This is a genomic window from Fannyhessea sp. C0108B2 (assembly GCF_056583915.1).
This window is the reverse complement of record NZ_JBWPJQ010000003.1, coordinates 1-12,838: the sequence shown is the minus strand read 5'-3', so window position 1 is coordinate 12,838 and position 12,838 is coordinate 1. Positions and strand designations below refer to the sequence as shown.

The window sequence follows — 12,838 nt, the reverse complement described above, 5'->3', positions numbered from 1 at the left end:
GAGACTAATCACCTTGTTTTTCTCTTTGCCGCATATATTTGATGATCCAAGCAGGTAGATAGGCTCTTGTATGACTGAGAAACAAAATCAACCAACGAGCGCAGGCGTGGACGTTAGTGCAGGCGCGGGCGTGGGCACAGGTGCAGGTGCAGGCGTGGACACAGGCGTGGGCGTTGGTGCAGGCATGGGCACAGGCGTGGGCGTTGGTGCAGGCGTGGGCACAGGTGCAGGCGCAAGCGTGGGCGCAGGCGAAACCAGTGCTGGCGCAGGTGCAAGCCTAAACGCAGGTACAAGCGCAAATACAAGTTCTCATACAAACGCAAACACAAATACAAACACAAGCGCAAACGATCCAGCCCAAAAGATAACCTGGTACGCCGCGCACAAGTACGCGTTAGCAGCTATAGTTTTAGTAATTGTGCTTTTGATGCTCGTCCTTGCATATGTATTTTCTTGTAATGCAGAGCAATCAGCCAGATTGGCGCAAAGCGCTTCAGATGACACGTCAACAGTTCACATCGTCCAAGATAGAATAGCAGAAAACGCAGACAGAGCGGATACCACCAAGACAAATGAGAATTCAGCCGAACAAAGTGCGCCTCAAGAAATCAAAGAGCTTCAGCAACAAATTGAGGGGCTTACGCAGCCATACGGCTCATCTGTTTCGGTGTGTATTATCGACGCTTCTAATGGAAACTATTGCCAAGTAAATTCAGATAAAGCGTTTGTATCCGCTTCGATGATTAAATTAGCAGTATTGTGCAAATATATGGAAGCGGTTGACAATGGGCAGTTGAACCCCGCTGATCGGGTTGCGCTTAAAAACATGAAAGTAGTTGGAGGAACCGGCCTTATACAAACAGAGCGTCATGCATCTTACTCGTATGACGAATTGTGTCGTTACATGATTATGTACAGCGATAATACGGCAACAAACGTGATTATCAACAAGCTGGGGCAAGACGCCATAAACGAACGCGTTCAAACGTTGGGATGCAAGAACACCTCACTGAATAGACAACTTATGGCGCTTAATACTAATACCGAAAACTGGATAAGTGCACGTGACGCAGCTACCATTTTGTATAAAATTAAAAATGGTACAGCTGCAAGCAGCGCCATGTGCACCAAGGCCTTGGAGTACTTAAGCAAACAAACAGACAACGAAGGAATGGCCGAAGGCATATCAAGTGGCGCATTTGCACATAAAACAGGCTCTTTGCGCTCAATGCGTCACGATGGGGGCATCGTTTTAGGTAAGCACCCCTATGTCATTGTCGCGTTATGTGATATTGGAGCAGGCAATGCCAACAAGCTTATGAAGGAAATTGCGCAAAAGGCAGATGCGTATTTTAACCAGCTTGACTAAATAAAGATTTGTACACAAAGTAAGTACTCCAGTCAAGTACTCCCCGTCTAAACTGGGTATTCCTTGTATTGGTATCCCTCGCGCATAAACCAAGCGTTTCTTGCACATAAACTGGTCAACACTCGCGTAAGGACCAGCAAAAAGCGTGTTACACCCAACGGGCATAACACGCTTCACTAATTACCAATGCAAAAGAATCTAAAAGCAGCTCAACTAGCACGCCTGAACTGATGAGCCGCAACAGCCCAGACTGTAGCCGCTTTATAGATGCATAAGATTATTTGCTATTGATCCCATTCCAGCAAAGAGCACCGATAAAACAAAGATGAAATAAATCACAAACGACACAAAAGAACCAAGCATCATCAAAAATGAAACATGCATAATATCTTTTTGAGCTGGTTCGGCGTCTTTAGCCGTTACTACGATCGTAGCGATAAAGAACAGCGGCCCCATAACACACAACAGGATTGCGCTGAAAAACGAAAGTGAAATAAGATTGCAAACAAAAGCAATGCACACAAATAAGAAGTTCAAATTACAATATTGTGCAACCTTAGTAATGTAGGCAAAAAAGCTCATAGACTGGCTGTGCGTCATCTTATACGCACCGTATGAACATGCAAGGAAAATAAGCTCGCATATAAGCGTTACGAAAAACATTTTGACAAAAACATCAAAGAAAAAGTTATTCGCTGCGCCAGCTACTGCATGAGCGGCACCGCCAAGCTGAGGCATAAAGCCAGATACAGCTTTTGACTGGCTATTGATAGCCGAAGAAATCGAAATAAAATGCATAAGCGAAACAATAAACGCCTGCAATGCAAATGAAACAACACCATACATATGAGGGGCGTTAAGCTCTTGCGTTGGACGCTTCCATGATGCAACAAGCCAGCCTAAAAAGTGGTTAGCACGTGCTTTTGCCTGCTGCATTTCTTGCGAAGACATCACATCGTTAAATTTTGCAGCAGCCTGATTTGCAGCGTTTTCGAAGTCGTGCGAAAAATCGGTACTGGCAGGCGCAGGCTGACCTTGAGCGACGCCGACATTATTTGCGGCTGCAGACGTTGGTGCAGATGCAGGTGCGGATGCCGTAAACGTGCTGGAAGATGCCGCCTGATTGGACGCGGCTGCAGGTTGTTGGGGCGCTGCAGGTTGCTGGGGCGCTGCCTGATACGCAGCGTATGCCGAGGTGTTAATTTTTACACCACAACCAGGGCATTGAGCGTCGCCAATACCTAAACCAGTCCCACACTTTGGACAACTAAAAACTGTATTTCCCATAGTTCCTCACTTTCAAAGATACATCTTTGCAAATATTAGAGTACACCCATGTTACACAATGCACCAAACCATATAAAACAACTTGTTAGCTGCGCTTGACAAACTTGGCGCATGGCTGCGTCTGGCAGCCTTGGCGCAAGACTTAAGCTACCAGACGCTTAAAGTCTGGTTATGCAAAGCCTATTGAGCCTTTTCTATCAACACACAGTTCTTGGAATATTTACCTGCAAAAATACTTCCATCGTCGCTTTGAGTTTCAATAGATACAACTAAGCCGTCAACTTCACCACGACCTGCAACGCGCTTTTTCTCTCCGTCACTAATAGTAATGGTTACACCGTTATCGGCATCGTTGAGCTCAATCGAAATATCACCACCACGTTTAGCCTTTATGGTTGCTGTTTTCCTACCACTTAAATTGATGGATTTAGCACTACTTGAACTTGAAGCAGGTTCACTTGAAATACTATATGAGATATCTGCAGTTTTGTCATTGATATCATTTATGGTCAGTGAGATGTTTTCATTTCTATAGTAATCACTTTTATAGGCATATTCGTACGTTTTCCCTTTCATATTCCAATCGACTTTAATCGTAGGTTCATCCTTGGTGCTGTGGTCTAACGTCCAGCCCTTATCGTTGGAAAATGTATACACATCAGACCAGGAATAATCCGTCTTACCATACCAATTTTCATCATGCATACTTGCGGTGATTGTGCTGGTATATGTGCCGTCGTTATTTTGCAAATCGCTGTCTGAATATTCTACCTTGGATGAATAATTATCCGACTTATCAACACCCTTTAATGGAGTTGTGGTTGCATCCTTGGGATTTATGGCAATAGGAGCAAGACCCTTCCACCCTTGCGAAGTTTTAGTTACCAATAAATGAGTGATGAATGTAGTTTCAAAGTTATCGTTAACAATGGTTGCTTTTACGCGCACGCTCACAATATTAGTTGCGGTTGCGCCAAATGCTTTTTCGCCGTATCCTCTATGCATTTCTGCGGTAACGTCTTTTTGCTCTTCGACAACAACATCTTTAACGGTGTAGGTAGACTGAGTTACACATTGACTAGGCACGATGCCGTTTTGCATAAGTTCTTGATCACTACTTATAATTTGTTTTACATCGTTAGGACCAATAAGACCCGAAAAATAGTTAAAGAGATTAAATGCAATAACAAGGACTACCACAACAGCTGCGCCGATAAAGGCAAGGTTGCGATTTTTCTTTGAAGCGAAAAATGAGGTGGCATGAGAGTTTTGAGCACCTGGTACGGAGCCGTTCGCCTGAGGTGAGGACGATGCAACAGGCGACACGGGCGATGCAACTGGTGTGGCAGCTGGTGTAACAGCAGGTGTGGCAACGGGCGCGGCGGAGGTTGCAGCAGGATCCACAGCGGAAGCTACCGTGGGATTAAACACAGGTTCAATAGCATCAGCTGAATCCACGTGAGAAGACGGATCTACCTGAACAGGAGCAACTTCTTGAGCGGACGAGTCCGCGTGAGGAGTTACCTGATTGGAGCGTGAATTATCGCCAAAACTATCAATAGAAGGAATGCTTGCATCTTCGCTAGAAGTTGGCTGAGGAAATTTGTTGCCACAACGCGCGCAAACGCTCGTATTGTCTTCTCTTGGCGCGCCACAACGTTCGCACTGCATAGAGCCTCTTTTCTCTTATATAGCCCCTATGAGAACAAAACAGCACATAAAGGCCTAGAATTTACCTGCGCATTGAGCGCGTGTGTAATTGCCTGCACACGAAGCACACGGATTAAACTTACTCACGCGCAAAACTGACGCACATGTTAAACATACATAATTTTAACACATTATAAAAGCACATAGCATAAATTAACTTTAATGAAATCAGCTGAAATCAACGGCGCAATACGTTATTTTTTAAGACGAACAAGTTCGTGATCTTTACCCATTTCAAAACTCAAACCAGCACGTAACCACATGCGATACTCGCCCACCGCGGTAAAGAGAACATCGGTAGAAGAATTAAGTGCCGTTTCGCACGAATCTTGGATGACGCCAATAATAAGGCCAATAGCAACTACCTGCATGGCAATATCGTTTGAAATGCCAAACGACGAACACGCAAGCGGAATAAGCAGAAGCGAACCTCCTGCCACGCCAGATGCACCTGCAGCACTAACCGCTGAGAGTACCGAAAGAATAACTGCCGTTGGAATATCAACGTAAATACCAAGCGTATGAGCTGCACACAGAGCCATAATAGAAATCGTAATAGCTGCTCCACCCATATTAATGGTTCCGCCCAACGGGATGGAAACAGAGTAATTATCGGGGTCAAAGCCAAGTTTTTCGCACAGATTCATGTTAACAGGAATGTTAGCAGCTGAGGATCGCATAAAGAATGCCGTAACGCCTGAATCGCGCAAGGTGCGCAATACAAGCGGATAGGGATTTTTACGCGTAAGGGCAAACACCAAAAGAGGGTTAACAACCAAAGCGGTAACAATCATGGTGCATACCAGCAGCGCAATAACGGCGCCGTACTCGGTGAAAATATGAAGACCATTACTTGCAACGGTTGTATAAACAAGACCCATAATACCAAATGGTGCAGCGTTAATAATCCAGTGGACAATTTTTCCAATGGCAGAAGATACGTTATCAAAAAATGCCTTGGTTGAAGGCTCGGCTAAACGAAGCGCAACACCAAAAGCAATTGCCCAAAAGAGAATACCAATAAAATTACCTTTTACCAGCGCGTCTACGGGATTAACTACGATATTTAACACGAGCGAATTAAGGACCTCGCCAATGCCTTCGGGCGAGGGCGAAGCCGCGGCTTCTACATGCGCAAAGGTAAAATCAACGGGGAAAAGCATGGCTGCGCACACAGCTACCAGACCAGCGCTAAAGGTAGACAATGTATAAAGCCCAATAATAAGCTTCATATTACCCGCACTTTTTGCTTGCGCAAGCGCACCAATGACAAGGAAAAATACCAGAATTGGCGCAACAGATTTTAGTGCATTTACAAAAAGCTTGCCAATAAGGTCAAGCACATAAACGTGAGCGGGTACAAAAATACCAAGCAGCGTACCTAGAAAAAGACCAAAGACAATACGCAAAATAAGGTCAATGCTGTTCCACCTTTGAACAATCCTATGCATGTGAGCCTCCTTAGGTAATTATGCAGAATGTCTTATAGATATTAATTTGTATTCACTCTTACAAGATTTGTGCGTGTTTTAGAGATTATATAAGTTATTAAGATTGAAAGGCCTGACAAACGAATTTTGAGCTCAAAAGTTAACAGAATAGAAAAATACAAAATGCAGGCCGAAACAAAGAGCGTAGCAAAAGCCGCAAGCCGCAAAGTCATGCGCCCTAAAGCCACAAGTTACAAAGCCACAAGGCACAAGAAACAAAAAACCGAGCTCGGATGAGCTCGGTTTATACACGTGCATATAACGCGTTACTTAAAACGCACAGCGCTTAAAGCTTAATATCAATATCAACACCAGCAGGAAGATCCATACGCATAAGGGAATCTACCGTAGATGAGCTGGGGTCAAGAATATCAATTAAACGTTTGTGAGTACGCATCTCAAACTCTTCACGAGAATCTTTATCCTTGTGAGGTGAGCGAATAACGGTATAAAGTTTGCGCTCGGTTGGTAAAGGAATAGGACCTGAAACACGTGCACCCGTTTTTTGTGCGGTGTCTACAATAAGCTTTGAGGACTGATCAACTACCTCGTGATCATAGCCCTTGAGGCGAATTCTGATCTTCTGACTTGACACTTCAATACCTCCATTAATGATAGCTCACACGCTATCTTAGGCTACGAATACTAATTTGCGCTTCCGCCGGCTTTGCTAACAATTTGCTCACGGATGCTCTTGGGAACTGCTTCATATGAATCGAACTGCATCGTATAAGAAGCACGACCCTGAGTTTGAGAACGAAGATCGGTTGCATAACCAAACATCTCACCTAAAGGCACCTTTGCACGAATAAGCTTGGTGTTTGCACGGTCTTCCATACCTTCGATCTTTCCACGACGACCAGTAAGGTTACCCATAACATCACCCATGTACTGCTCTGGTGTTTCTACCACAACAGACTCAATAGGCTCAAGCAATACAGGATCGGACTGTTGCAATGCAGCTTTAATTGCCATAGAACCTGCAATCTTAAAGGCGGCCTCTGATGAGTCTACTTCGTGGTAAGAACCTTCAACAAGGGTAACTTTAAGGTCTTGAACAGGGTAACCTGCAATAACGCCCGAAGTAAGAGCCTCTTGAATACCCTTATCAACAGATGGAATGTACTCTTTAGGAATACAACCTCCAACCGTTGCGTCTACAAACTCATAACCAAATCCTGGCTCTTTAGGCTCAACATCAATAATTGCATCACCATATTGACCACGACCACCAGACTGGCGAACAAACTTACCCTGAACATGTTTAACTTCGTGTCCTGCAGTTTCGCGATAAGCAACCTGAGGTTTACCAACGTTACAATCTACGTGGAACTCACGGCGCAGACGGTCGACAATAATTTCAAGGTGAAGCTCACCCATACCAGCAATAATGGTTTGACCAGTTTCGTGATCGGTGTGAACCTGGAAGGTTGGGTCTTCTTCGGCAAGCTTTGCCAAACCAACGCTCATCTTGTCTTGCTCGGCCTTTGATTTAGGTTCTACGGCAACGTCGATAACAGGATCTGCAAAGTCGATTGACTCAAGCACGATTGCGTTTTTCTCGTCGCAAAGCGTATCACCAGTTTGAGTATTTTTAAGACCAACGCATGCAACAATGTCACCTGCAGAACACTCGTCACGATCAACACGATCGTTAGCGTTCATTTCCAAAATACGACCAAGGCGCTCGCGGTTATCCTTTACGGAGTTATAAACATAGCTACCCGATTCGGCCTGACCAGAATACACGCGGATATACGTTAACTTACCAACAAAGGGGTCGGTCATAATCTTAAATGCAAGGGCGCTGAAAGGCTCTTTTGGATCGGCATGACGTACGGCGTCGTTACCTTTAAGGTCTTTACCGTCGATTTCTTTAACGTCCAAAGGTGAAGGCAGATAATCAACAACTGCATCCAAAAGCTCTTGAATACCCTTGTTTTTGTATGCAGAACCAACAAATACAGGGTTAAGCTCGCCAGAAAGAACACCTTTACGGATAGCAGCCTTCAACATGTCTACATCGATGTCTGCTTCCTCAAGAACAGCTTCCATAAGCTCATCAGAGAAGTTTGCAGCAGCATCCAAAAGCATGTCGCGGCGCTCTTGAGCAACCTCTTTGAATTCGTCGGGGATTGCATCCATAACCTCAGGGTAAATCATTCCCTTAGCGTCTTCCTTGAAGTCCCATGCTTGCATGGTAACGAGGTCGATAAGACCCCAGAAGTTAGACTCGGCACCCATAGGAATTTGTGCGGCTACTGCATTTGCAGCCAAACGATCTTTCATGGTTTCAATTGCATGGAAGAAGTCTGCACCAACACGGTCATATTTGTTAATAAATGCAATACAAGGAACACCGTAGTTAGCAGCTTGGCGCCATACGGTTTCGGATTGCGGTTGAACACCTGCTACAGCGTCGAAAACTGCAACAGCACCGTCCAGAACACGCAAGCAACGCTCTACCTCGGCGGTAAAGTCTACGTGACCTGGGGTGTCGATAATTTGAATAACGTGATCTTTCCAAAAACAGGTAGTTGCAGCAGAGGTAATGGTTACACCACGCTCTTGCTCTTGAACCATCCAGTCCATGGTTGCTGCACCATCGTGTACCTCACCAATTTTGTGAGTTTTACCTGTGTAATAAAGAATACGCTCGGTTGTGGTGGTCTTACCAGCATCGATATGCGCCATGATACCAATGTTACGAAGATCTTCGAGCTTATACTTAACTTTTGCCATCTATGTGCTACTTTCTCAAGACTTGAACAATAATCTAGAAACGATAGTGCGAGAAGGCACGGTTTGCTTCTGCCATCTTGAAGAGGTCTTCACGCTTTTTAACGGAAGCTCCTACACCATTGGCAGCATCCATGATTTCGTGAGCAAGACGCTCGGCCATGGTTTTTTCTTTACGTGCACGCGAAAAAGTTACAAACCAGCGAATAGCAAGTGTAGTAGCACGGCGTGAGTTAACTTCCATAGGAACTTGGTAGGTAGCACCACCAACACGCTTAGGTTTAACTTCCAAAGTTGGACGTACGTTATCCATAGCTTTTTTGAATACGGCAAGGGCATCTTGTTCGGTAGTTTGTTTAACCAAATCAAATGCACCGTAAACAATGCGCTCAGCGGTTGATTTTTTACCGTTGAGCAAAACTTTATTGATCAATTGCGTAACAAGACGATTGTTGTAAACAGCGTCCGGCATTACTTCTCTGCGGACGGCAGCTGAACGACGCGGCATAATTTTCTCCTTTAACCTTACAATACAGCGTTGTAAGTTTGAACGAACTAATACAAGAGCAGCTAAAACTTATTCCTTAGGACGCTTTGCGCCATAACGGGAACGAGCTTTTTTACGATCTTGAACTGCCGCGCAGTCGTATGCGCCGCGTACGATCTTATAACGTACACCAGGAAGGTCACGAACACGACCACCACGAATAAGAACAATTGAGTGCTCTTGGAGGTTGTGGCCCTCGCCCGGAATGTATGCTGTAACTTCGATACCGTTTACCAAACGTACACGAGCTACTTTACGAAGTGCCGAGTTAGGTTTTTTAGGGGTAGTTGTGAAAACACGTGTGCATACTCCACGTTTTTGTGGATTGTGCTGAAGGGCTGCGTTTTTGGATTTAGCCTTTTGAGAAACGCGTCCTTGACGAACGAGCTGGTTGATTGTAGGCAAAGCTCTTCTCCTTACTTAGAACATACAGAAATAACGGCGCGCGAGCACCTATGTATCAAAAGACTGTGCAGCACCACCGTCTTTGATTGTTGAATTACATATGACAAGGGCAAATCTTGGGAACAACAGGCGGTTGTTCAAAACTGTAGTACAAGGTATATGGAACCTTGTACGAGACAGCATTTACCCACGAAGTTCATAAGCGAAAGAATTTTACGCCCAATACACACAGTTGTCAAAAGTCCGCGCACTCGGGCGTATCTATACTTCACAATTTTTATACACATTGTATACGCAAGCGCGAGTTTATTATGCGTTGAACATAACCAACTGCACGCGACTATCTTCGCACGCAGAAAGCGCATGTGGTTCGTTAGGCGCAAGATATATAAAATCGCCTGCAACCATATGATGTGCGGCTTGTCCTACGGTAAAGTTAAGTGCTCCCGATATAAGCGTTACGATTACCGCCTTAGGCGATGTGTGCTCCGATATTTCTTGTCCTTTTGCAACCGAAAAGACACTTACCTGCATATTTTTTGTTTCAAATGGAACTTTTGACACAATTCCCTCGCGCGTGATTGGCAAATTCTGTACAATTCCCAAGAACGCACGCGATGTTTGTTCGTCTTGTATTGGCATGTTGTCTCCCTCTTTTGTCAGGCGTGTAGTTACTTTGCGCGTGTGTCGCCACGCAGCACGTGTTGCCGCTTTGTTTGCGTTGCGCTCATGCTGCTACTTTGCGCGCGAAACCATAGCAATTCCGCACATGTGGTTAGCGTGGCGCTTAAACGTTGCGCGCATTTCTAAAACACGCTGTTTAGCACCTGGAATAGTAAGAACGTTTTTTATGATTTTTATAACGCCGCATAAGCCTTCGTCCGCAAGATTGCGTCTAGGATTAAGCAACGCCATAGGAGCGGTTTTTGACCACGTAAGTTCAAAACCTGCTTCCTGCAGATAATCTCCCCATTCACGTTGGGTTATAGGCTTTACGTTTACGCGAATTGCGCGAGATAAATCGTGCTGAATGTCCGCTTCATCGTCAGCAGAAATGTTGTTAGGCGTAATACCTAATTCGTGGCTTACAAAGGTTCCGCCCGGCTTTAAAATACGATGAATCTCACGAAGAATTGCACGCTTGTTTTCGGGCGTTTGCATGGTGAGCATAGCTTCGCACACAACTACATCGGCGTAATCATCGGGGAGTTTGGTATCTTGAGCCATGCCTTGCCTGCATGTTCCCTTATCTTTAACCAAAGCCGATACAAGTTTAACCGAATCGGCGTTAGCATCGATACCCGTGTAGGACAAAGGCGTGCGCGCGAGAATTTCTTGAGCCGTTCTACCAATACCTGGGGCAAGCTCAACCACAACTTTGTTGGCAAGCTGGGCCTCATTAAGCATTGCTTGAGTAAGTTTAAGTCCGCCAGGACGCAAAACGCGCTTGCCCAAACGAGCCAAAAGCCAGTGTCCGGGTACGGTTGCGATGTTTTTGTTTTCAAACATGTATGAGTTGTGATCCATGTATGATTCACCTCCAAAAGACAGGCATGCTGGCAAAGGCGTGCCGCCTACGAAATATTGTTAGCTTTGGTTAATCATACCCGATTGTATGAGACGTAAACACGAATCACCAATTTTGAACGCGCGGCGTGAGACCCAAGGCGCGAGACGCGCAGCGTGAGACGCACGGGGCGATACGTGAGACGCACACCGTAAGACACGCGGCACAAACCAGCTTACATCTCCTGTTTAACAAAGCGCTCGGCTAACGTATTATACGAGGACGCTATCTGTATTTCCTTGGCGGCATTAGTTTTACTTGGCAAACTTTCTTTTGTCTTAAACTTAAATTCCAAACCAACCATAGTTCCGCCTTGTCTGTCAACAATAGCAGAAAGAAAAGGTTCAATAGGAGCTGCATGTTGAATAGTTTGCTTATAGGCGTTTCTGCCAAAAATAAAAATTCACATAGGAGTTTCAACAAGTTGTTTCGCAAATCTGCATTTACCTACAGTCGCTCTGCAGATTCTTTTTTCGCCTTTTTTATTGATGTGAAACAGAAATTTCCAACTTAAGATAGTAGATAAACTAAAGCTTTAAGATATTTTTTCTGGCGTTGTCTATCTTCATCAGTTACTTCTGACAATCGTCCAAGATCTACATTATTACAGAGATCTGCAATTTTGACATTACGAACATAGGGTGCTGCAGTTTTAATTTGCTTAATGTAGTCCATGTAATCAACATCTTTTTTATGCGTGAGTCTACGAACTGCGTTAGCCACTAGATAACCAAAATTGTCAAGAAGATAATCATATGTATAATCTGTATCTTCTAATAGGTCATGTAACAATCCAATAATTTGCTCTTGGTAGGTCGAAACAGAATTAGAAACTGCAATAAGATGATGAATATAAGGTTTTCCAGCTTTGTCTTTTTTCCCTCGGAAAGCTTTCTTTGCTAATGCTAATGCAACAGAATATTTAGTTTGAAAGAATGCAATAACTTCATTTAAGTCGTCAACTTCTTCTGCATCAATAGACTCTCCGGAAAAACTATAACTTGTAGGGGAATATTGCAATGTACCATCAAGATTTACGAATACTTCTTCTTTCTTGTCCGTAAATAAAACCATATCTTCATAGTTCATATAAAGCATACTTACATCTCCGAAAGTCTTTTTTCTTACAAACTAACTATAGCAAAAAAAGACAAAGCTGGAAAGCGTGCTCGACATAAAATAAATATACCAAGGCGTGTATTTAGCACATTACGTATTCTCACGAAAAACGTCATGTTCCTCCAAAACTTGGATACCTAAATATATGAGCTATAAAACGATTGTGCTTATCTAAAACGATTATGATTACGCCATGGCAATTGTCTATAAACTCAGCTATCAAAAACGACCTTTAGAAACGCACACGCATCCCAAAGGTCGTTTTCATTTAGTGGCTATTTGGCACTAAGTTATTTAATGCTGTTTTCTTCTTTTCCTAAAACCTGCAGCAAGAAGCGATACTCCTGGCAACCCCATAAGCGCAGCGTATAATAGCCCGTTTGCGCTATCACCTGTTTGTGGCACAGCCGTTGCGGTTGCTGCTTGTAGATTATTGCTGCCTGGAGCTGGCATTGGCGCTGGGGCTGGCGCAGGTGCGTCTGCTTCCTTGAAGCAGGCTTTTATTGTTAAGTCATTGGCTATGACAGTAGCATCAAGCGCAGGACTCCACTTGTCAAACTTATAGCCATCTTTTGCTATTGTGGCTGGAGCGCTGTCTTTTAAGT

At 44.3% G+C, this 12,838-nt stretch carries 13 protein-coding genes; 1 reads left to right on the top strand and 12 read right to left on the bottom strand.

Annotated features, from left to right (window positions below; all coding sequences use genetic code 11):
- The first annotated feature begins 70 nt into the window (after positions 1-70).
- Positions 71-1,369, top strand: coding sequence for a serine hydrolase (locus AC1DBT_RS02000; RefSeq protein ID WP_480018385.1), 1,299 nt, complete (start codon positions 71-73; stop codon positions 1,367-1,369).
- Between the two features lie 261 nt (positions 1,370-1,630).
- On the opposite strand, the gene AC1DBT_RS01995 is transcribed toward AC1DBT_RS02000, so the two are convergent.
- The 12 genes from AC1DBT_RS01995 to AC1DBT_RS01940 all read right to left on the bottom strand — a co-directional run.
- Entirely contained in the window at positions 1,631-2,656 is a 1,026-nt protein-coding gene (locus AC1DBT_RS01995; RefSeq protein ID WP_480018384.1) for a DUF6574 domain-containing protein, read from the bottom strand.
- A 180-nt stretch (positions 2,657-2,836) separates the two neighbouring features.
- Positions 2,837-4,327 (bottom strand): zinc ribbon domain-containing protein, encoded by a 1,491-nt coding sequence (locus tag AC1DBT_RS01990; RefSeq protein ID WP_480018383.1) that lies wholly within the window; start codon positions 4,325-4,327, stop codon positions 2,837-2,839.
- Between the two features lie 233 nt (positions 4,328-4,560).
- Positions 4,561-5,817 (bottom strand): serine/threonine transporter SstT, encoded by a 1,257-nt coding sequence (sstT, locus tag AC1DBT_RS01985; RefSeq protein WP_480018382.1) that lies wholly within the window; start codon positions 5,815-5,817, stop codon positions 4,561-4,563.
- A 325-nt stretch (positions 5,818-6,142) separates the two neighbouring features.
- Positions 6,143-6,451, bottom strand: a complete 309-nt coding sequence (gene rpsJ / locus AC1DBT_RS01980; RefSeq protein ID WP_006302365.1) for a 30S ribosomal protein S10 — start codon at positions 6,449-6,451, stop codon at positions 6,143-6,145.
- Between the two features lie 50 nt (positions 6,452-6,501).
- On the bottom strand, positions 6,502-8,598 hold the full coding sequence (gene fusA / locus AC1DBT_RS01975; protein WP_276776469.1) for an elongation factor G: 2,097 nt from the start codon (positions 8,596-8,598) through the stop codon (positions 6,502-6,504).
- A 34-nt stretch (positions 8,599-8,632) separates the two neighbouring features.
- A complete protein-coding gene (rpsG, locus tag AC1DBT_RS01970; RefSeq protein WP_006302363.1) occupies positions 8,633-9,103 on the bottom strand; it encodes a 30S ribosomal protein S7 in 471 nt (156 codons plus the stop codon).
- 69 nt (positions 9,104-9,172) lie between these two features.
- A complete protein-coding gene (rpsL, locus tag AC1DBT_RS01965; protein WP_006302362.1) occupies positions 9,173-9,547 on the bottom strand; it encodes a 30S ribosomal protein S12 in 375 nt (124 codons plus the stop codon).
- Between the two features lie 309 nt (positions 9,548-9,856).
- On the bottom strand, positions 9,857-10,189 hold the full coding sequence (locus AC1DBT_RS01960) for a cupin domain-containing protein (RefSeq protein WP_480018381.1): 333 nt from the start codon (positions 10,187-10,189) through the stop codon (positions 9,857-9,859).
- Positions 10,190-10,282: 93 nt separating this feature from the next.
- Positions 10,283-11,074 (bottom strand): class I SAM-dependent methyltransferase, encoded by a 792-nt coding sequence (locus AC1DBT_RS01955; RefSeq protein ID WP_480018380.1) that lies wholly within the window; start codon positions 11,072-11,074, stop codon positions 10,283-10,285.
- A 215-nt stretch (positions 11,075-11,289) separates the two neighbouring features.
- Positions 11,290-11,418, bottom strand: a complete 129-nt coding sequence (locus AC1DBT_RS01950; protein ID WP_480018379.1) for a hypothetical protein — start codon at positions 11,416-11,418, stop codon at positions 11,290-11,292.
- Between the two features lie 206 nt (positions 11,419-11,624).
- Positions 11,625-12,203, bottom strand: a complete 579-nt coding sequence (locus tag AC1DBT_RS01945) for an HD domain-containing protein (protein WP_480018378.1) — start codon at positions 12,201-12,203, stop codon at positions 11,625-11,627.
- A gap of 324 nt (positions 12,204-12,527) precedes the next feature.
- Positions 12,528-12,838, bottom strand: a 311-nt coding sequence (locus AC1DBT_RS01940) for an LPXTG cell wall anchor domain-containing protein (protein ID WP_480018377.1), incomplete at its 5' end; no start/stop codon positions are given.